The 22,690-nt window shown below is 74.3% G+C and carries 2 protein-coding genes; both read right to left on the reverse strand.

The annotated features are described in order from the left end of the window. Positions 1-473: 473 nt before the first annotated feature. Positions 474-8,045, reverse strand: coding sequence for an amino acid adenylation domain-containing protein (locus OG927_RS02635; RefSeq protein WP_330319629.1), 7,572 nt, complete (start codon positions 8,043-8,045; stop codon positions 474-476). Beyond that, a complete protein-coding gene (locus OG927_RS02640) occupies positions 8,042-22,483 on the reverse strand; it encodes an amino acid adenylation domain-containing protein (RefSeq protein ID WP_330319630.1) in 14,442 nt (4,813 codons plus the stop codon). Before OG927_RS02640 ends, OG927_RS02635 begins: the two co-directional genes overlap by 4 nt. Between the last annotated feature and the right edge of the window lie 207 nt (positions 22,484-22,690).

Consider the following 22,690-nt stretch of genomic DNA (forward strand, 5'->3'; position numbering starts at 1 on the left):
GCCCCTCATTGTGCCCAACATCCTTCTCCGTGCGGCCGGTTCGGGAAGATCAGGGCCGCGGAACAGCCCTCCGCCCGGCCAGACGTCGGAGGTGATCGGGCACCACGGCTGGGCAGGGGCGGGGAGGACTGCCTCGCCGGCGCCGGCAGCGCCGGGGTGCGGCTCGCCGACGAGTTCGGATGCCATGAGCCGTGTCGCCGTTGACCGCCCAGGTGGAGCGCGGCGAAAGCGGCGCCGTCGCGGGCCGGAGGCGTCCGTCGCGGTGGCCTCACCCGATCCATCGGGGGCTGATGCCCGGTTGCCGGCCGCACCGGGTGTCGGCGGAGGACCGGGAACCGCCGGGGACCCGCATGACGGCGGCCCCGGCGGTCCGCCGCCGTGAGGGCAGCGGCTGATGCACGGTTCGCCGGAGCCGCCCCGCGCCGCGTCGGCCGGATCGCAGTCCGGCCGACGCCCCCGTCGTGTGCTCCCGGCTACGACGTGGCCGACGCCCCCGGGGCGGGCAGGAAGCCCGTGTCCTGGAAGTAGGTCAGGTAGCGGTCCAGGACCTCGTCGGTCAGGGGCGGCAGGTGGATGCCGAGGGCCGCGGCGGCCCCCGCCGACCGGCTGGAGTCGAAGCGGCGCCGGTCCGTCGCCTCGTGCCGGGTCCGCCCCTCGTCTCCCAGGAACAGCTGTGCCGCGTTGTCGGGTCGCGCCGCGACGCGCGCCTGCCAGTCCTCGGCGGGGACGGTGCGCAGCTCGTGGCCGAGCCGACCGGCTGCTTCGAAGACGCGGTCCAGACCCGGCGCGTCGGGGTTGGTGAGGTGATACGTCTCCGTGCCCGTCGGGGCGGACGCGAAGAGCGCCACGACCGCGGCGCTGACGTAGTCCACGGGCACCCAGTCGGTCGACCCGTACGGCAGGTCCGGTACCGCTCCCGCTTGGAGGCAGCCCTTGATGAGCTGCCAGAGCAGGTCGCGGTCCTGGCATGCGCCGGTGGCGGTGTCGCCGCTGATGCGGCCGGGCCGGTGGACGGTCACCGGCAGACCGCGTTCGCGGGCCAGGCCGACGAGTCCCTCGGCGACCCACTTGCTCTGCGCGTACCCGTCGGGCAGGCCGGGCGCCGGGCCGGTCGGGGTCGACTCCGTGATGGTGACGGGATCGGGGCCGGTCGCCGGGGCGTAGACGCCCGTGGTCGAGATGTAGTGCATCCCCGGTGAGGCCGAATCGGCGAGCAGGCGCAGCAGTTCCTCGGTGCCGGCCACGTTGGGGGCGCGCATCTCCCCGTAGGCGGCCGCGAAGTTGACGCGTGCGCCGTTGTGCAGGACGGGGCCGAGACGGCGGACGAGGGCGGCCCGGTCCTCGGGCGGAAGGCCGAGCCCTGGCGCGGCGAGGTCTCCGGGGACGGGGCGGACCAGGTCCGCGTAGCGGGGGCGCCACAGGCCGTAGCGCTCCAGGTTGGCCCGCAGCCGATGCTCCGCGCGCCGCTCGTCCTCGGCCCGTACGAGGCAGTCGACAGGCCCGCCGGTGGTCTCGATGAGGTCGCGCAGGAGGAAGGCGCCGAGGAATCCGGAGGCGCCGGTCAGAAGGGGCCGGGCCGAGGGGCGGAGGGTCCTGCGGGCAGATGCCGCGCCGTCCCGGGCCGTGCCGGTGACGCCTGCGGCCAGGCGGACCTCGTCGTAGAGGTCCGGCGCGGCATCGCCGTCCCGGTCCTCCTCATCCGCCGTACGCCCCAGGAGACGGTCGACGGCCTCCACGGTGGGCGCCGCGAAGAGGGCGCGCAGGGAGGGGCGCCTGCCGCACCTCTCGCCGATGCGCCGGGCCAGGGCCACGGCGAGCAGCGAGTGGCCGCCGAGAGCGAAGAAGTCGTCCGTGACACCGACCTCGGGCACGCCCAGCGTCTCCGCGAACACCTCGCACAGGACGCGCTCGCGCGCGGTTCCCGGCGCCCGGCCTCCGGCCGGGGTGGCGGGGCCGGGGGCGGGCAGGGCGCGCCGGTCGGTCTTGCCGTTGGGTGTGAGGGGAAGGGCGTCGAGGCGTACGTGGGCCGAGGGAACCATGTGGTCGGGCAGGGTCGCGGCAAGGTGTGCGCGCACCTCGGCCCAGTCCGGGCCCGGCGCGCCGGGCGCGGGCACGGTGTACACGACGAGGCGCCGGTCGCCCGGCCGGTCCTCGCGGACGGCGGCGCAGGCCGCGGCGACGCCGGGCAGAGCGGTGAGCGCGGCCTCGATCTCACCTGGTTCGATGCGGAAGCCGCGCAGTTTGACCTGGTCGTCGACGCGGGAGACGTAGACGAGTTGCCCGTCGGCCGTCCAGCGCACCAGATCGCCGGTGCGGTACATGCGGCCCCCCCGGTCGTACGGGTCGGCCACGAACCGGGACGCGGTCAGTGCGGCACGGCCGTGGTACCCGCGGGCCACTCCCTCGCCGGACACGTACAGTTCGCCGGTGACTCCGGGCGGCACGGGTGCCAGCCGGTCGTCCAGGACATGGACCCGGGTGCCGTCGACGGGGACGCCGATCGACACGGTGCGGTCGGGGGCGAGCGGCCCGTCCGCCTGCTGGAAGGCGCTCATGGTGGCGCAGACCGTGGTCTCCGTAGGACCGTAGGCGTTGACGAGGAACCGGTCCCGGGCCCAGGCGTGCACCAGGGGCGGCGGGCACGCCTCTCCGGCGAGGACCATCGTGGTGCCGGCGGGCAGTGAGCCCTCCGGCATCACCGCGAGTGCGGCGGGCGGCAGGGTGAGGTGGGTGATGCCCCGCTCGTGGACCAGTGCGGCGAGGGCGGGGCCGGGGAGCAGGGCGTCACGTTCGTCGATCTCCAGGCAGGCTCCGGAGAGCAGTCCCATGCACAGTTCCCAGAAGGCGGCGTCGAAGCTGACGGAGGCCATCAGCAGCACCCGGCTGTCCGGGGTGACGCGCAGCCGCCGGCTCTGGGTGCGGGCCATGGCGCCGACGCCCCGGTGGGTGACCACGACGCCCTTGGGCCGGCCGGTGGAGCCGGACGTGTAGATGACGTAGGCCGGATGAGCCGGGTGCGGGACCCGTGCGCCGGGGCGGGCGGCCTCGTACGCGGGAGCCGCGGCACTGTTGTGGAGGTCGTCGGTGTACAGGTGCGGCACCGGGGAGGCCGGGAGGCGGCGGTGGACGGCGGGTGTGGTCAGGAGCAGCCGGGGCGCGGCGTCGTCGAGCATGTAGGACAGGCGCCGGGCCGGGTAGTCGGGGTCGAGCGGCACGTAGGCCGCCCCCGCCTTCAGGACACCGAGGAGGGCCACGACGAGGTCGTGGGTGCGGGGCAGGGCCACGGCCACCCGGTCCTCGGGGCCGATGCCCAGGGTGGTGAGGTGGCGGGCGAGAGCGTCGGCGCGGGCGTCGAGCTCCCCGTAGGTGAGGGTGGTGCCGGCGTCACGGACCGCCGGGGCGCCGGGGGTGCGCCGGGCCCGCTGTCCGAAGAGCGCGGGGACCGTCGCCCGGGGCAGGTCCTCGGCCGGCCCGGTACCCCAGGCGGTGAGGCGGGTGCGCTCGGCGTCGGTGAGCACGTCGTACGTGTGCAGCGGGCGGTCGGGGTCGGCGGTGACGGCTCCGAGCAGCAGGACGAGCCGGTCGGCGAGGCCGCGGACCGTGGCCGGGTCGAAGAGTTCCGTGGCGTAGTCGACGGCGGCCCGCATGCCGCTGGGCGCACCGCCGTCGTCGTACGTCTCGGTGAAGGTGAACGACAGGTCGAACTTGCTGACCCCGGGGTCGACGGGCACGCCGCCGGTGGTGAGGCCCGGGAGGTCGAGTGCCGCGGCGGGGGCGTGGTTCTGGAGGACGAGCATGGTCTGGAAGAGGGGGTGGTGGTTCTGCGAGCGCGCGGGGTTGAGCAGTTCCACCAGGCGTTCGAAGGGAACGTCCTGATGTGCGTACGCGGACAGGTCGAACTCCCTGACTCGTTCCAGGAGTTCGAGGAACGTCGGGTCGCCCGTCAGGTCCGTGCGCAGCACGAGGGTGTTCACGAAGAAGCCGACGAGGTCCGAGGCGGCCTCGTCCGTCCGCCCGGCGACGGCCGTGCCCAGCGGGATGTCGTCGCCCGCGCCGTGCCGGGACAGTACGGCCGACAGGGCGGCTTGGAGCACCATGAAGACGCTGCATCCGGCGGTGCGGGCGAGGTCCGCGATGCGCTCGGCGGTGGTCCGGTCGACGGCGAAGTCGTGGGTGGCGCCGGTGTGCAGGGGAACGGCGGGCCGGGACCTGTCCCACGGCAGCTCGATCATCTCCGGGAGGCCGCGCAACGCGCCCTTCCAGTGGTCGAGTTGCCGTGAGACGAGGCTTTCGGGATCGTGTTCGTCACCGAGCAGACGGCGCTGCCAGAGGGTGTGGTCGGCGTAGTCGACGGGGAGTGCGGTCCAGACGGGGGCCTCGGCGCGGACGCGGGCCCGGTAGGCGAGGCCCAGGTCGCGGGCGAGGGGTGCGAGGGACGAGCCGTCCGCCGCGATGTGGTGGATCACGAGCACCAGGACGTGGGCGTCGCCGCCAAGGCGCAGCAGCGTCGCCCGGAGGGGGAGGCGGTGCTCGATGTCGATCGGTTCGGTCGCGGCCGCTCTGATCCGGTCGGGCAGCTTGTCCTCCTCGACGGCCTCCAGGGCGAACGGGAGACGGACGTCGTCGGGGGCGGTGATGTGCTGGCGGGGTCCCTGCTCGTGCTCGGGGAAGACCGTGCGCAGGGCTGCGTGCCGGATCACGACGTCACGCAGTGACTCGCGCAGGGCCTCCGTGTCGAGCGGCCCGTCGACGCGTACCGCGAACGGGATGTTGTACGTGGCGGAGGGGCCTTCGAGCCGGTGGAGGAACCACAGGCGCTGCTGGGCGTACGACAGCGGGAGCGCCGCGGGGCGCTCCTGCGGTGCGAGGGCGGGGCGGGCGGGGCGGCCGGCGTCCGCCAGGGCGGTGGCGAGCAGGGCGACCGTGGGGTTCTCGAAGAGGGTACGGATCTCGGCCTCGGTGTCCAGGGCGGTGCGGACGCGGCCCACGAGGCGCGTGGCGAGCAGGGAGTGGCCGCCCAGGGCGAAGAAGCTGTCGTCGACGCCGACGCGGGGTACACCGAGCACATCGGCGAACAGCCCGGCGATGATCTCCTCGAGGGCGCTGCGCGGCTGCCGGCCCGTCGCGGCGGACGGAGTGGTGGCGGGGGCGGGCAGGGCAGCCCGGTCGATCTTGCCGTTGGGCGTCAGTGGAAGCGCGTCGAGCGGCTGGACGACGGCGGGGACCATGAAGCCGGGCAGGTGGCGGCCGACGTGCGCGGAGAGCAGACCGGGGTCCGGGGTGTGCCCGGATGCGGGGACGACATAGGCGGTGAGGGTGCGGTCGCCGGGGAGGTCCTCGCGGACCACGACGCAGGCTTCCCGCACGGACGGGTCGGCGCGGAGCACGCCCTCGATCTCGGCGGGTTCGATGCGGTGGCCGCGGAGCTTGATCTGCCGGTCCGCCCGGGCCACGTACCGCAGGGTGCCGTCGGTGCCCCACCGCACGAGGTCGCCGGTGCGGTACATCCGCGCCCCCGTGCCCGTGAACGGATCGGCGACGAACCGGGTGGAGGTGAGTCCGGGACGGCCCAGGTAGCCGCGCGCGACACCGGTTCCCGCGACGTACAGCTCGCCCTCGGCGCCGGCCGGCACGGGGCGCATCGCCGCGTCCAGGACGTAGGCCCGCATGCCGTCGAGCGGCAGGCCGATCGGGGCCGCACCACCCGGATCGCCGTCGGGCCGGACCCGGTGGAGGGTGGCGAACGTGGTCGTCTCGGTGGGCCCGTAGACGTGGAGGACGGTCGTGCCGGGGTGGGCGGCGGCCAGGCGCTGCAGCACGCCGGGCGCGGCGGCCTCGCCACCGGAGGCGACCAGGCGCAGCAGTCCGAGGGCCCCGGGGTCGGTCTCCGCGACGACGTTGAACAGGGCGGTCGTCAGGAACGCCGCCGTCACACCCTCCCGGGCGATGAGATCGCGGAGCACTGCGGGCTGGAGCGTGCCCTCGGGTGCCACGACCACGCGGCCGCCGTTGAGCAGGGGAGCCCAGATCTCGAAGGTGGAGGCGTCGAAGACGTACGCCGAGTGCAGGAGGACGGCGTCGGCCGCCCCGTCGCCCCAGGTCCGGTCGGCTGCGAGGGCGGCGATGTCGGCGTGGGTGACGCCGACCCCCTTCGGGAGGCCGGTGGAGCCGGAGGTGAACATCACGTACGCGAGCCGGGCGCCGCCCGTGGTCGCGGGCAGGGTTCCGGGGGCTGCCGGGGCTCCGCCCCGGACCCGGCCCGCCGTGTCGACGGTCACCAGGGCCACGTCGGAGCCGAGTCGGCGCACCCAGGGGAGCCCGCGGGTGGTCTCGTCGACGATCAGGGTGCGCAGGGCGGCCACCTCGGCGACGCGGGCGAGCCGTTCGGCGGGCCAGCGCGGGTCGAGCGGCACGTAGGCCCCGCCCGCGCGCAGGGCGGCCAGGGAAGCGGTGACGAGGGCGGTCGAACGGCCCAGCAGGATGCCGACCCCGTCCTCGGCGCCGGTCCCGAGTCCCGTCAGGGCGCCGGCCAAATCGTCCGAGAGGTCGTGGAGCTGCCGGTAGGTCAGCCGCTCCCCCGCGCCGGTCACGGCCACCGCGTCCGGGTGCCGGGCGGCGCGCAGGGCCAGGGCGTCCGGGACGCTCATGTCCGCCGTGCCGCCGGGGAGTTCCGCGCCGCTCCCCCGGGCGAGCAGCGTGTCGCGCTCGCCGTCCAGGAGGAGCGGGACGGCACCGGCGTGGTGGTCGAGGCCGTCCGCCATCGCCGTGAGCAGGCGCCGCATGCGCACGACCGTGCGGGCCACCTCCTCGCGGTCGAGGGCGGCCGGACGGAAACCGAAGGTGATCCTCAGGGCGTCACCCGGAGCGATGGTGAGGGTGAGCGGGTAGTGGGCCGCGTCCGTGCCGCTGAACCCGGTGACGGTGAGGCCGGGCAGGCCCTGCTGTGCGGTGCGCAGGGCCTCCTCGTCCATCGGGTAGTTCTCGAACACGGCCAGGGTGTCGAAGAGTTCACCGAGACCGGTGACGCCGTGTATCTCGGTGAGTCCGACGTGCTGGCTGCCGAGGAGGCGGCCCTGCTCCTCCTGGAGCCGGGTCAGGAGCGCGGCCACGGTCTCGCCGTGCGCCGGGCGGAGCCGTACCGGCACGGTGTTGATGAACAGGCCGACCATCGACTCGACGCCGGGGATCTCCGGCGGCCGGCCGGACACGGTGGTGCCGAACACCACGTCGGGGCGTCCGGTGAGGTGCGCGAGCAGGAGGCCCCAGCCGCCCTGGACCACGGTGTTCAGGGTGAGCCGGTGGGTGCGGGCCGTCGCACGCAACCGGTCCGTCGTGGCCGCGTCCAGTTCCATGACGAGGGTCTCGGGCAGTTCGCCGGAGCGAGGCGTCTCCGCGCCGCCGGGCCCGGCGAGCAGGGTCGGCGCCTCGATCCCGGCCAGGGCGGTGCGCCAGGCGTCCAGAGCCGCGGCGCGGTCCTGCTGGGCCAGCCAGACGAGGTAGCTGCGGTAGGGGGCGACGCGCGGCAGGGCGCTGTCGTCGCCCCCGGTCGCGTACAGCTCGAAGAGTTCCCGCACGAGGAGCGGCACCGACCACCCGTCGAGCAGGATGTGATGGCTCGTCATGACGAGGTGGTGGCGTCGCGCCGCGGTGCGCACCAGGGTGAACCGCATCAGCGGCGGGGTGGCGAGGTCGAAGCGGCGGACGCGGTCGGCGGCGAGGAACGCGGCGAGGCGTTCCTCCGTCGTGGCCGTGCCGTCCGTGCCGGTCAGGTCCAGTTCCTCCAGGGGTACGGGAACCTCGGTGGCGACGGCCTGGACGGGCTCGTCCAGGCCCTCGTGGAGGAAGCCGACCCTGAGGTTGGCGTGCCGCCGCAGCAGGCCGCCGACCGCTGAGCGCAGTGCGGGGACGCCGACGGGGCCTTCGAGGTCGAAGACGAACTGCGCGGTGTAGACGTCCACGGCGTGGGAGTCGTACAGCGCGTGGAAGAGCATGCCTGCCTGCAACGGCGTCAGCGGCAGTACGTCCTCCAGCTGGAACCCGGTCACTTGCGTCCACCCCACTTGTTCTGCAGTCGGTCGATCTGGGCCTGGTCGAGCGAGACCAGGGGAAGGTCGGACGGCGTCCAGCCGCCCGCGTCGGGCCGTTCGGCGTGTTCCGCGATGGCGCGCAGTGCGCGGGTGAACGCGTCGGACAGGGCGCCCACGTCCTCCTCCTTGAGGAGGTCGCTGGGCCAGGTCCAGCGGGTCACCAGGCGCGGACCGTCCGGCAGGTCCTCGGTGTGCGCGTTGATGTCGAGGACGTGGTGGACGGGCATGTCCGGGTCCTGGCTGCGCGGTCCGCCCCCGTCGAGGAGTACGTCCCAGTCGGCGCCGCCGCTTCCGTCGGCCGCCGTCCGCGGAGCGACGTAGCGCCCGAGGTAGTTGAAGCCGATCTGGGGTGCGGTCGCGGTGGCGAGCCGGAGGCGCGTCTCCGGGTTGAGATGACGCAGCATTCCGTAGCCGACGCCGCGGTCGGGTACGGCCCGCAACTGTTCCTTGACGCGTTTGACGGCGCGTTCGACCAGGGTCGCGTCGATGCGCCCGGGGTCGCGGGCGTCGACGGGTCCGGGGTCGAGGCGCACCGGGTAGAGGCTGGTGAACCAGCCGACCGTACGGGACAGGTCGACGCGGTCGTCGATCTGCTCGCGGCCGTGGCCCTCCAGGTCGAGGAGGACGGCGGTGCCGTCCGGCCGGGGCCCGCCGAGGGCGTCGGCGCGTTCGGCCCGCCAGGAGCGGACGGCGAGGGCGAGCCCGGTGAGGAGGACGTCGTCCACTCCGGCACGGTAGGCGCCGGGGACGGTGGTGAGCAGGGATCTCGTCCACGTGGCGGGCAGGTGGGTGACCAGGGTGCGCGTACGGTCGGCGGTGTCGAGGTCGGGGTCCAGCGGCCGGTATCCCAGCTGCGGGTCGGAAGTGCCGGAGACCGTTTCCCACAGGGGCAGTTCGGCTTCGCGGGCGGCACTGCGCGCCTGGGAGGCGAGGAGTCGGGCCCAGCGCCGGTAGGACGTGGTGGCGGCCGGCAGCGCCGCTGTCGCTGCGGGGCGCTCACCGCCGCCGGTGACGGCCTGCCACGCGGTGGCGAGGTCCGCGGCGAGGATCCGCCAGGAGACCGCGTCGACGGCCAGGTGATGCACGACGAGCAGCAGACGGCCGCGCCGGCGGGGTCCCGCGTCGCACCAGACCGCCTCGACGACGTCGCCGTCCTCGGGGCTCAGCCGCGCGCGGACCCGTTCGCCCGCGTCGGTGACGGCGTCGCGGACGGCGTCGGTGTCCAGGCCCGCGACATCGACCCTGGTGAGGCGGGCGCGGGCCGTCACGGCACCGGGCGGCAGGGCTTCGAGGACGGGTTCGCCCCCGGCCGGGCGGGTGACCCGCAGCCGGAGCATGTCGTGGTGGTCGATGAGGAGTTGCAGCGTGGCGGCGAGGCTTTCCTCGTCGGCGTCCGCGGGCGTGCACAGCACTCCCGACTGGTTGTAGCCGTCGGTGGCGGGCCGTTCCAGGAGCCAGGCGGCGATGGGCGTGGGCGGCATCGCGCCGGTCCCGTCCTCGGCGGGCGGGGCGGGGTCGCGGTCGAGCGCGGTGGCGACGCCCGCGATGGCCTCGGGGGTGCGGTGGACGAAGACATCGCGCGGGGTGACACCGAGACCGGCCTCGCGCACCCGGCTGACGAGCTGGATGGAGAGGATGCTGTCGCCGCCCAGCGCGAAGAAGTCGTCGTCGGTGCGGACGGCGGGGGTACGCAGGACCGAGGCGAACACGTCGCACAGGACGCGTTCCTGCGCGGTGCGCGGCTGTCCGCCGGGCCGGGCCGCGGCGGGCCGCTCCGGCACCGGCAGGGCGCGCCGGTCGGTCTTGCCGTTGGGCAGCAGCGGCAGCGCATCGAGGGCGACGAGGACGGCGGGCACCATGTACGGCGGCAGGACCGACGTCAGCCGGGCGCGCAGCTCGCTGCCGGCGGGGGCCGCCGCACCGCTGTGCGGGTCGGCGATGGTGTACGCGACGAGCCGACGCTCGCCCGGCCGGTCCTCACGGACCAGAACGCAGGCGTCGGCGATGCCGTCGAGCGCGGTGAGAGCTGCCTCGATCTCGCCCGGCTCGATCCGGAATCCGTGCAGCTTGACCTGGTCGTCGGCGCGGGAGACATAGGTGAGCAGACCGTCGGCGTCCCGTCGGACGAGGTCGCCGGTGCGGTACATGCGGCTCCCGTCGGGGCCGTACGGATCGGCGACGAACCGTGCGGCCGTCAGCCCGGGGCGCCCGAGGTAGCCGCGCGCGAGTCCGTCGCCCGCGATGCAGAGCTCGCCGGTGACACCGGGCGGTACCGGCCGGAGACCGGTGTCCAGGACGTAGGCGCGGGTGTTGTCGACGGGACGGCCGAGCGGCACGCCCCCCTCAGCGGCGGAGGTGCCCGCGGTCCCGCTCCGGTGGCGGTGCGCCGTGGCGTCGATGGTCGTCTCGGTGGGCCCGTACAGATTGTGCGCCTCCGCCCGCCAGGCCCGGCCGACGCGCTCCGCCAGGGCCCGGGACAGGGGTTCGCCGCCGCACAGGACGGCCCGCAGGGTCGTGGGGGCCTCGTCGGGACCGGTCTCGGTGAGGACCAGCGAGAGGTGCGAGGGTACGAACTGGGCGATGGTCACCCCCATATCCCTCATACGGGTCAGCAGGCCGGCGGGGTCGTGGTTGGCGGCCGGCGGTACGGGGCAGGTGGAGCCGCCGTGCAGCAGGGGCAGCCAGGTCTCCCAGACCGAGGCGTCGAAGCTCGGCGACGTGCGCGCGAGGACCCGGTCGTCGTCGCCGAGGCCGAGGTGGCCGGCCATCCACGCCATGTGGTTGGTCAGCGAGGAGTGGGTGACGACGACGCCCTTGGGGCGCCCGGTGGAGCCCGAGGTGTAGATGACGTACGCCGCGTCGCGCGGGTCCGGGGCCGCGGCGTGCGGCGCCGCACGCCCGGTGGACCAGGCGGCCCGGTCGTCGAGCGTCAGGCAGGGTACGGACGGGACGTACCGCGCGGCACGGGCGGCACCGTGGGTGAGGAGCAGCGCAGGGCGGGCGTCGTCGAGCATGTGGGCGACGCGGGCCTCGGGGTACTCCAGGTCGACCGGCAGGTAGGCCGCTCCGGCCTTGGCCACCGCCAGCATCGCGACGACCTGGTCCGCGGTGCCCTCCAGGGCGAGGGCGACGAAGTCGCCGCGGCCGATGCCCCTGTCGTGCAGATGGTGCGCCAGGTCGTCCGAGAGCACGTCGATTTCGTGGAAGGAGAGGTGGTTCCCGCCCTCCCGTACGGCGATCGCGGCAGGTGTCCGGGCACACTGCGCGCGGAACGCCTCGGGCGCCGTGCGCGCCGCCACAGGCCGGACCGGGCCGCGCGAGACCCGTGTCAGGTCCCGCCGCTCGGCCGCGTCCAGGACGTCGACGGTGTGGACGCGCAGACCTGGGTCGGCGGCGAGCAGGGCGAGCAGACGGGTCAGCCGTCCGGTCAGCGCCTGCGCGGTGGTGCGGGTGAAGAGTTCGGTGGAGTACTCCAGGACGCCGTCGAGGCCCGCGGGCCGGCCTGCGCCGTCGTGCGTCTCGGTGAAGGTGAAGGTCAGGTCGAATTTGCTGATGCCCGTGTGCACGGGCTGTTCCGTGACCGTGAGACCGCGCAGGTCGACGGCGGTGTCCCCGTGGTTCTGGAGGACGAGCATGGTCTGGAACAGCGGGTGGTGGTTCTGGGCCCGGGCCGGACTGAGCGCGTCGACCAGCCGCTCGAAGGGCACGTCCTGGTGGGCGTACGCGGCCAGGTCGAACTCCCTCACCCGGTCGAGCACGTCACCGAAGGTGGGGTCGCCGCTCAGGTCGGTGCGCAGGACGAGGGTGTTGACGAAGAAGCCCACCAGGTCGTCGAGGGCTTCGTCGGTGCGTCCGGCCACCGCGGTGCCGAGCGGGATGTCCTCACCGGCGCCGTGCCGGGAGAGGAGCACTGCCACGGCTGCCTGGAGCACCATGAAGAGGCTGCATCCGCGGGCACGGGCGAGAGCCGCGAGGGCCCGGTGGGTGTCCGCGCCGACGGGAAAGGAGAACGCGTCCCCGCGGTACGCCGTCACGGCGGGGCGCGGCCGGTCGCAGGGCAGGTCGAGGAGGTCGGGGGCGCCGGCGAGTGCGGCGCGCCAGAAGTCGAGCTGGCGGGCGGCCTGGCTGGACGGGTCGTCCTCGGCGCCGAGCAGGGCGCGCTGCCACAGGGTGTAGTCCGCGTACTGGACGGTGAGCTCCGTCCAGGAGGGTTCCTCGCCGTCGGCGCGCGCCCGGTACGCGCGGCCCAGGTCGCGGGCGAGCGGGGCCAGGGACCAGCCGTCGCCCGCGATGTGGTGGAGGACCAGGACGAGGACGTGGGCCTCGGGACCGAGCCGCACCAGCCGTGCGCGTACGGGCAGTTCGGCGCTCACGTCGAAGGCGTGGGCCACCTCGGCGGTCAGCACCCCGTCGAGGTGGGCGGTGTCGGTGCCGCGGGGCGTCAGGTCGAGGTCGGCGGCGGCGGCGTCGAGGACGAGCTGGCGTGCCACTCCGTCGGTTTCGGGGAAGACGGTGCGCAGGCTCTCATGGCGTTCGACGACGTCGGCCAGGGCGCTCTCCAGGGCTTCCGCGTCGAGGGGGCCGTCCAGGCGGAGGACGAGGGGCACGTTGTACGTGGCGCTGGGCCCTTCGAGCCGGTTGAGGAACCACAGGCGCTGCTGGGCGAAGGACAGCGGCAGCGGATCGGGACGGATCCCGGCGCGCACCAGGGGTGTCCTGGCCTGTTCGGCACCGTCCAGCGCGGCGGCCAGCGCGGCAGGCGTCGGATGCTCGAAGAGGCTCCTGACCTGGACCTCCACGGCGAGCTTCGTGCGGATCCGCGCGGCCAGGCGGGTGGCCAGCAGGGAGTGGCCGCCCAGGGAGAAGAAGTCGTCGTCCACCCCGGCCCCGTCGAGGCCGAGCACGTCGGCGAACAGTCCGCACAGGATCTCCTCGCGGACGGTGCGGGCCGCGCGCCCCCGGACCGGGGCGTGCTGCTCCGGCTCGGGCAGGGCGCGCCGGTCGACCTTGCCGTTGACGGTCAGCGGCAGCGCGTCGAGCAGGACGAACGCGGAGGGCACCATGTAGGCGGGCAGGGACCTGCCGACGGCGTCGGCGAGGTCGCCGGGGCCGGGCCGCGCGCCGGCGACGGGGACGACGTACGCGACGAGCCGGCGGTCGCCGGGGGTGTCCTCGCGGACGACGGCGAAGGAGTCGGCGACGCCCTCGCTGCAGGCCAGCACGCCCTCGACCTCTCCGAGTTCGATGCGGTAGCCGCGCAGCTTCACCTGGCCGTCGGCGCGGGTGACGTACGCGATCTGCCCGTCACGGGTCCACCGGACGAGGTCGCCGGTGCGGTACATGCGCCCGCCCGCCCGGTCGAACGGGTCGGCCACGAACCGGGCGGCGGTCAGGCCGGGAAGTCCGGTGTATCCGCGTGCCACACCGCGCCCGGCGAGGTACAGCTCGCCCACGACACCCGGCGGAACATGGCCCAGGGAGCCGTCGAGGACGTACAGGCGCATACCGTCCAGAGGGCGCCCGATGGGCGGCGGGCCCGACGGCAGGTCGGCCGGCACGTCGTAGCGGGTGGCGAAGGTGGTGGTCTCGGTCGGCCCGTACACATGGAGGAGGCGAACGCCGGGCGCGGTGCCGGCGACGCGCTGCATCGCGTCCGGTGAGGCCAGTTCCCCTCCGGCGCAGACGAGTCGGAGGCCGGTGAAGGCGCCGGGGTCGGTCTCGGCGATCGCGTTGAACAGGGCAGTCGTCAGAAAGACGGCCGTCACTCCGTGCTCGTGGACGGCGTCGCCGAGGGCGCGGGCCTCGAGCACGCCGTCCGGTGCGACGACGACGCGCCCGCCGTGCAGGAGCGGTGCCCACATCTCGAACGTGGAGGCGTCGAAGACGTACGCCGAGTGCATCAGGACCGCGTCGGCGCGGCCGTCCTGCCATGCGGAGTCGGCCGTGAGGGCGACCACGTCGGCGTGGGTGACACCGACTCCCTTGGGCAGTCCGGTCGAGCCCGACGTGAACATCACGTAGGCGAGCGTCCCGGGGCCCGGCACGGCGGACGGGCGGCCCGGTTCCCCGGGCGCGCCGCGCAGGATCCGGCCGAGCCGGTCCACGACCACGACCGGTACCCGGCGGGCCGTCGCGGCCACCCAGGGGGACGAGAGGGCGTCCTCGTCGACGATCAGGGCGCGCAGGTCAGCCACCCCGGCGGCCTGTTCGAGCCGTTGCTCGGGCCAGCGCGCGTCCAGCGGGACATAGGCACCGGCCGCACGGACCGTGCCGAGGGACACCGCCACCACGGCCGGCGACCTGCCGAGCAGCACGCCCACCGCGGACTCGGGGCCGAGGCCGAGGCCCGCCAGGGCGCCGGCGAGGTCGGCCGAGATCCCGTCGAGTTCGGCGTACGTGAGGGTGGTGCCGTCACCGGTGACGGCCGAGGCGTCCGGTGTGCGGTGCGCCTGGGCGGCGAAGAGCGCGGGCAGGGTGGCGTCCACGGTGTCCGCGGGCAGTCCGCGGCCGGTGCCGTGGTGCGTGACGCGGGCGAGTTCGTCCGGCGTCATCAGGTCGTAGCCCGCCAGGGGCAGGCCGGGGTCGTCCGCCACCTGCTCCAGCAGGCGGACGAGTCGGGACGCCAGGGTGTCGACGGTGGTCCGGTCGAAGAGGGCGGTGGCGTACTCGATCCCGGCGGTGAGGCCGCCCCCGCCCTGCTCCTCGCCGAAGGCGAAGGTGAGGTCGAACTTGCTCAGACCGTTGTGGACGAGCCGGTCCTCGACCGTGAGACCCGGCAGGTCCGGGCGGGCGGTCTCCTGGTTCTGCAGGACCAGCATGGTCTGGAACAACGGGTGGTGGTTGCGCGCCCGGACGGGGTTGACGCTCTCGACGAGACGCTCGAAGGGGACGTCCTGGTGCATGTAGGCGGCCAGGTCGAACTCCCGTACGCGCACCAGGAGTTCGCGGAAGGTCGGACTGCCGGACAGGTCCGTGCGCAGGACGAGCGTGTTGACGAAGAACCCGACCAGATCCTCCAGTGCCTCGTCCGTGCGGCCTGCGACGGGCGAGCCGAGCGGAATGTCGTCGCCCGCACCGTGCCGGTGCAGCAGGGTGGCGACCGCGGCTTGGAGCACCATGAACAGACTGCTGCCCGACTCCCTGGCCAGGCGCAGGAGCCCGGTGTGCAGGGAGGGCGGTACGTCGAAGGTGTGGACGGCTCCGCGTGGGTCGGTGGTGGCCGGGCGCGGCCGGTCCAGCGGCAGGTCGATCAGTCCGGGCAGGCCCGCGAGGGCGGTGTGCCAGTGGTCGAGCTGCTGCCGCAGGATGCTCTGCGGCGCGATGCCGTCACCCAGGGCGGCCTGCTGCCAGAGGGTGTAGTCCGCGTACTGGAGCGGGGTACCGGGCGCCGGCTCGGGCTCCCGCCCCGCGAGGCGGGCCCGGTACGCGTCGCCGAGCAGGCGGGCGAGCGGGGCGAGGGACCAGCCGTCGCCGGCGATGTGGTGCAGGACGAGCACCAGGACGTGGTGGCCCGGCGCGGAGCGCAGCAGCAGGGCGCGCAGCGGCAGGTCGGCGAGGACGTCGAACGGCTCGCGCACGGCGGCCAGGACGGCCGTCTCCAGACCCGCGGGCGCCGTGCTCACGACCGGCAGGCGGGGCGTGGCCGCGTCGGCGGGGAGGACCGACTGGTAGGGCACACCGTCCCGTTCGGGAAACAGGGTGCGCAACGCCTCGTGCCGCTCCAGGACATCGCGCAGGGCCGCGCGCAGGGCGTCCGTGTCCAGCGAGCCCTCCAGCTCGAGGACGAGCGGGATGTTGTAGGCGGAGTTGGGGCCCTCGAGCCGGTTGAGGAACCACAGGCGCTGCTGCGCCGGGGAGAGAGGCATGGGGTCGGGCCGCTGCGCGACGGCCGTCACCGGCGGCCTGGCCGGGCCCGGCGTGTCCAGGACGCGGGCCAGACCTGCGACGGTCGGCTGCTCGAAAAGGGTGCGTACGGCGATCTCCACACCCAGGACGGCGCGGATGCGGCTGACGACGCGCATGGCGAGGAGCGAGTGTCCGCCGAGCTCGAAGAAGCTGTCGTGCGGGCCCACGACGGACCGGTGCAGGACGTCGGCGAAGATGCCGGCGAGCAGATCCTCCTGGAGGGTGCGCCGTCCCGGCCCGGCGGTGGCGGCCGGTTCCGGTGCGGGTTCCGGCAGGGCGCGCCGGTCCGCCTTGCCGTTGGGCAGGAGCGGGAGGTCGTCCAGGACGACGACGGCGTCGGGCACCATGTAGTGCGGGAGGGACTCGGCGAGGGCGTCGCGCAGGGCGACCGGGGCCGGGGCCGGGTCGCCGGTGACGGCGTAGGCGACGAGACGGCGCCGGCCGGGTATGTCCTCGCGGATCACGGCGCAGGCGGCCGTGACACCGGGGCGGGCCAGGAGCGCGGCCTCGACCTCGCCCGGCTCGATGCGGAAGCCGCGGAGTTTGACCTGGTCGTCGGCGCGGGCCACGTAGTCGAGCAGACCGTCCCTGTTCCACCGTACGAGATCGCCCGTCCGGTACATACGGGCGCCGGTGGCGTCGAACGGGTCGGCGACGAACCGTGCGGCGGTCAGGCCCCGGCGGTTCAGGTAGCCGCGGGCCAGGTTGGGGCCGGACAGATACAGCTCCCCGGTGACGCCGGGCGGTACGGGCCGTAGCCGGCCGTCGAGGACGTAGGCGCGCATCGTGTCGACGGGACGGCCGATCGGCACGGTCTCGGAGGGCGCGCCGAGGTACGCGGGTGCGGCGGTGTCCGCGGGTCCGCCGCTCTCCGGGCCGCCGGCACGGTGGGCGGTCGCGTCGATGGCCGCCTCGGTCGGCCCGTAGAGGTTGTGCACCTCCGCCTGCCACAGGTCGGCGACGTCGTCGGCGAGCGAGCGCGGCAGCGGTTCGCCGCCGCACAGGACGGCGCGGAGCCCGGTGAGGGGCGCGGCGTGGGCCGCCTCGGTGAGGACGAACGTCAGGTGCGAGGGCACGAACTGGGCGACGGTGACGCCGAATCGGCCCATCCACGAGACGAGGGCGCGGGGTTCCCGGTTGGCGCCGTGCGGCAGCACGCAGACCTCGGCGCCGTTCATCAACGGCAGCCACAGCTCCCACACGGAGGCGTCGAAGCTGGTGGAGGTGCGGGCGAGGACCCGGTCGTCCGGGCCGAGGTCCAGGTGCCGCGCCATCCACGCCATGTGGTTGGCCAGGGCGGTGTGCGGCACGACCACGCCCTTGGGGCGGCCGGTGGAGCCCGAGGTGTAGATGACGTACGCGGGGTCCGCCGGGTGCGGGGTGTCGTGGAGGGGCGCGGTGGGAAGCACGGGCCGGGTGGCCGGGTCGTCGAGGGCGAGCCACGGTACGTCGCAGTCGGGCAGGCCGGCGTGGGTGTCCGTGGTGGTGAGCAGCAGGGCGGGCCGGGCGTCGTCGAGCATGTGCCGGATACGGGCCGGCGGATACTCCGGGTCGACGGGCAGGTAGGCGGCACCGGCCCGCAGGACGGCCAGCATGGCGACGGCGGTGTCCACGGAAGGCGGCGCGGCGATGGCCACCCTGCTCTCCCGCCCTGCGCCACGCTCGCGCAGGACGTGCGCGAGGGCGTCGGCGCGGGCATCGAGTTCGGCGTAGGTGAGGCTCGTGTGCGCGTCGCGCACGGCGACCGCGTGGGGGGTGCGCGCGGCCTGCGCCCGGACCGCTTCGGGGACGGTGCGTGCGGGCAGCGGCCGCTCCTCGCCGCGTCCCCGGGCGAGGAGTCGGGTCCGCTCCTCGGGCGCGAGCGGGTCGAGGTCGCCGACCGCCCGGCCGGGGTCGGTCACGGCCAGGGTGAGGACGCGGGCGAAGCGGGCGCACAGGGCGCGGGCGGTCTCGGCGTCGAAGAGGTCGGTGGCGTACTCCAGGTAACCGCCGATGCCGGCCGGGGCGCCCTCGGCCGACTGCTCGGCGGGTGCTGTGAGCTCCGTGAGTGAGAACGTCAGGTCGAACTTGCTGATCCCGGTGTGACGGGACCGGTCGTGGACGGTGACACCCGGCAGATCGAGCCCCGCCCGCTCCTGGTTCTGGAGGACCAGCATGGTCTGGAAGAGGGGCTGGTGGTCGCCTGACCGCTCGGGGTTCAGGGCCTCCACGATCCGCTCGAAGGGGAGGTCGCCGTGGCTGAGCGCGGCGATGTCGAATTCCTTGACCCGGTGCAGCAGTTCACGGAAGGTCGGATCGCCGGACAGGTCGGTGCGCAGGACGACGGTGTTGACGAAGAATCCGACCAGGTCGTCGAGGACTTCGTCGGTGCGTCCGGCCACCGCGGTGCCCAGGGGGATGTCCGTACCGGAGCCGTGGGCGTGCAGTGTCACGGCGAGAGCTGCCTGGAGCACCATGAAGGGGGTACAGCCGGCGGCACGGGCGAGCCGGACGAGCGCCTCGTGCGCGGGGGCCGGCAGCTCGAACGGGACGGCGCCGCCCCGGTGGCTGGGTACGGCCGGGCGGGGCCGGTCGATGGGCAGGTCCAGCAGTTCGGGGGCACCGCGCAGCGCCTCCTCCCAGTAGGCGAGCTGGCGTGCGGCCAGACTGTCCGGGTCGTCGTCGCCGCCGAGCAGGCGGCGCTGCCAGAGGGCGTAGTCGGCGTACTGCACGGGCAGCGCGGGCCAGTCGGGCCCTTCCGTGCCCGCGGTCCTGGCGCGGTAGGCGGCACCGAGGTCACGGCTGAGCGGTGCGAGGGACCAGCCGTCGGCGACGACGTGGTGCAGGACGAGCACCAGGACATGCCGGTCGGGGCCCAGCCGGAGCAGATGCGCGCGGACGGAGGGGTCCGCGGTGAGATCGAAGGGTGCGGCGGTCAGGCGGCGCACCGCTTCCTCGGCCCAGACGTCGGCTGGTTCTCCGGCCGTGGGCAGCTCGACGACGAGGGGCACGAGCGACGCTGCGGCGTCCGCGTCGAGAACCACCTGGCGGGCGACGCCGTCGTGCTCGGCGAAGAGGGTGCGCAGGCTCTCGTGCCGGGCGACCACGTCGGCCAGGCCGCCGCGCAGGGCTTCCGTGTCCAGAGGGCCGTCGAGTTCGAGGACGAGCGGGACGTTGTAGGTGTCGCCGGGGCCCTCCGTCGTGAGGAACCAGAGGCGCTGCTGGGCGAAGGACAGGGGTACCACTTCGGGCCGCTGCTGCGGGGAGAGGGCGGGCCGCGCCTCCCCGGCCGTGTCGAGCGCGGCGGCCAGAGAGGCGACCGTGGGGTGGTCGAAGAGCGTACGCAGGCCCAGTTCGGTGCGCAGGGCGGACCGCACCCGGCCGGTGAGTCGGGTGGCGAGCAGCGAATGGCCGCCCAGGGAGAAGAAGTTGTCGTCGACGCCGACCGCGGTCACGCCCAGGACGTCGGCGAAGAGACCGGCCAGGACCTCCTCGTACGGGGTGCGCGGGGCCCGGCCCGTGGTGGCGACGGCGCGGGGGGCCGGCAGGGCGCGGCGGTCGACCTTCCCGTTGGGGTTCAGGGGCAGCTCGTCGAGGGCGACGAAGTCGGAGGGCACCATGTAGGCGGGCAGGGCGCGCCCGACACGGCGGGTGAGGGCGGAGCCGTCCAGCCGGTCGCCGGGGGCGGGCACGACGTAGGCGACGAGCCGCCGGTCTCCGGGCCGGTCCTCGCGGACCAGGACGCAGGCGGCGCGCACGGCCGGGTCGGTGAGCAGGACGTTCTCGATCTCGGCGGGTTCGATGCGGAAACCGCGGAGTTTGATCTGCCCGTCGGCACGCCCGACGTACTCGATGTCACCGTGCGCGGTCCAGCGCACGAGGTCGCCGGTGCGGTACATGCGGCCGCCGTCGGCGCCGTACGGGTCGGCGACGAAGCGGGTCGCCGTCAGCGCGGCACGACCCTGGTAACCGCGGGCGACACCGTGACCGCTCACGTACAGCTCCCCCACGACACCGGGCGGCACCAGGCCGAGCCCTCCGTCGAGCACGTACAGCCCCATCCCGTCGAAGGGCCGGCCGATGGGCGGCACACCCGGCACGGCCGGCGCGACCGGGTGGCGGGCGGCGAAGGTCGTGGTCTCCGTTGGGCCGTACACGTGCAGGACGCGTGTCCCGGGCGTGGCCGCGGCGACCCGCTGCATCAGGTCCGGGGACGCGGCCTCGCCGCCCGCGGCGACCAGGCGCAGCCCGGCGAAGGCCGCCGGGCCCGTCTCGGCGATCAGGTTGAACAGCGCCGTCGTCAGGAACAGCGCGGTCACTCCGTGCCGGTCCGTCATGTCGCGGAGGGTCCGTGCCTCCAGGACACCGCCGGGGGCGACCACCACGCATCCGCCGTTCAGGAGGGGCACCCAGATCTCGAATGTGGAGGCGTCGAACACGTACGCCGAGTGCAGCAGCACCGCGTCGGACACGCCGTCCGACCAGGTGGTGTCGGCTGCCAGCGCGAGGACGTCGGCGTGGGTGACGCCGACGCCCTTGGGCAGGCCGGTGGAGCCGGAGGTGAACATCACGTAGGCGAGCCGGTCGCCTCGGGTCGCGCGCGACCGGGGACCCGGCCGCGGTGGTGCGCCGCGTACGACACGGCCGAGGGCGTCGACGACGATCAACGGCAGCCCGGCAGCCGTCTCCCGCACCCAGGGCCGGTCGGCGGTGGCCTCGTCGACGACGAGAGCGCGGACCCGGGCGACTTCCGCGACGCGGCCCAGCCGTTCGGCCGGCCAGGAGGCGTCCATCGGGACGTACGCGGCACCCGCGCAGACCGTGCCGAGCGTGGCGCACACCAGGGCCGCCGAGCGGCCCATGAGGACGCCGACGCCGTCCTCGGCGCCGATGCCCCGGGCCGCCAGGGCCCCGGCGACGTCGTCCGCCGCCCGTGCCAGCTCCGCGTACGAGAGCGTGACGGCTCCGTCCACGACCGCGGGGGCGTCCGGTGTGCTGCGCACCTGCGTCGCGAACGCCTCCGGCAGGCCGGAGGCCAGCGTCTCCGCGGGCAGTCCGGCGCCCCGTCCCTGGGCGAGCAGGGCCGCGGCGCCGGTGTCGTCGAGGAACGGCAGGTCGCGCAGCGGGAGGCCGGCGTCCGCGGCGGCCAGTGCGGACAGGAACGATACGACGGCCTGTTGGTGCAACCGCAGGTCGTCGGGGCGGTACAGGTCGGGGTCGGCGTCGAAGCCGATCAGGGGCCCCTTGCCCTCGGACCGCTCGGAGACGAAGAGGGACACGTCGTCGACGGGGCCGACGGACAGCACGCGGGAGGGGCCGGGGCTGCCGGCGAAGTCGAGGTCGAAGTCGTAGCCCATGATGTTGACGACGACACCGGTCAGCCGCGCAGCGTCGTCGGCCATGTTCAGCTCGCGGGCGAGTTGCTCGCGGGAGAACCGGCGGTGCCGCAGGGCCCCCCGCATCTCGGCGGCGACATCGCGTACGAGGGTGCCCACCGTCATGTCGGCGGTGACGGTCAGGCGTAGCGGCAGGATGTTGGAGGTCATACCGACGATGTGCCGCAGCCCGCCGTGACGACCGTTGGAGGCGAGGCCCACGGTGACGTCCCGCGTCCCGGTGACCCGGCCGACATAGGCGGCGACGGCACTCACGAGGACGGCCGCCCAGCTGGTGCGGTGGGCGGAGGCGAGCCGGCGCAGGCTGTCGAAGACGGCGACGGGCAGGGATTCGCCGTTGTGCAGCCGTACCTCGGGTTCGGCAGGTGACGGGGCGTCGGTGCGCCTGCGGATCAGGGGTTTGCCGCCGTGTGCGTCCGAGTCGTCCGCCGCACCGGCCGGGTCCACGGAACGGTCGGCGGCGAGGTCCGCGAACCTGCCGGTCCAGTAGGCGCGGTCGGCCTCGTAGCGGTCCGAGCCGCGGTAGGCCGCCTCGTCGGCCACGAGGTCACGCAGAGGAGCGGCGGGCAGCTCGGCCCCGGCGGGGTCCTCGCCGCGCACGGCACGTCCGTAGAGGTCGGCCACGGTGCGGGCGAAGACGGCCCCGCCGAGTCCGTCGACGGCTATGTGGTGGAAGCGGACGTACCAGTAGTGCAGTCGGGGGCCGAGACGCAGGAGGGCGAAGTGGTGGTGCGGGGCGTCGAGCCTGTCGACGGTGGCCATGTCCTCGGCCAGGTACCGTTCGGCCGCGGCCGCGGGATCGTCGGCCTCGGACAGATCGACCGTGCGGAGTCGCCCGGCCCCACCCGACGGGCGGCGGACGACGCGCTGGCGCACGGTATCGCCCAGGGCGACGAACTCGATGTTGAGGCTGTCGCACAGATCGGCGGCCCGCTCGAACGCCACGCGGAATAAGCCCTCATCGAGCCCGCCGCGGATCTCGAAGCATTCACCGACGTTGTATTTCGGACTGTCCGGATCGACCAGCTGTCCGTACCAGACACCCTGTTGAGCCGTGGTCATTTCGAGGAGCTCTTCGGAAACCACTCTTGATGCGGACGAGTCGTTTTCGCGCATGCCGGTTCACACCTTTGGGGAGAGTTTTCGGGGACGGCGGACAGGGCATGACGAAACCCGGCATGCCGATGCAGGATCGATTGCCGACAAAGGGCAGGGGATAGCGACGAGGACATCGCAGTACCCATGTCGTCAGGCGTTCATGGGGTCCCTACGGGCATGTTCGCGCGAAAGGGAACCCCGTCACCTTCACTGTTGACCACGAAT

The sequence above is a fragment of the Streptomyces clavifer genome, from assembly GCF_036345975.1.
Classification (GTDB): Bacteria; Actinomycetota; Actinomycetes; order Streptomycetales; family Streptomycetaceae; genus Streptomyces; species Streptomyces clavifer.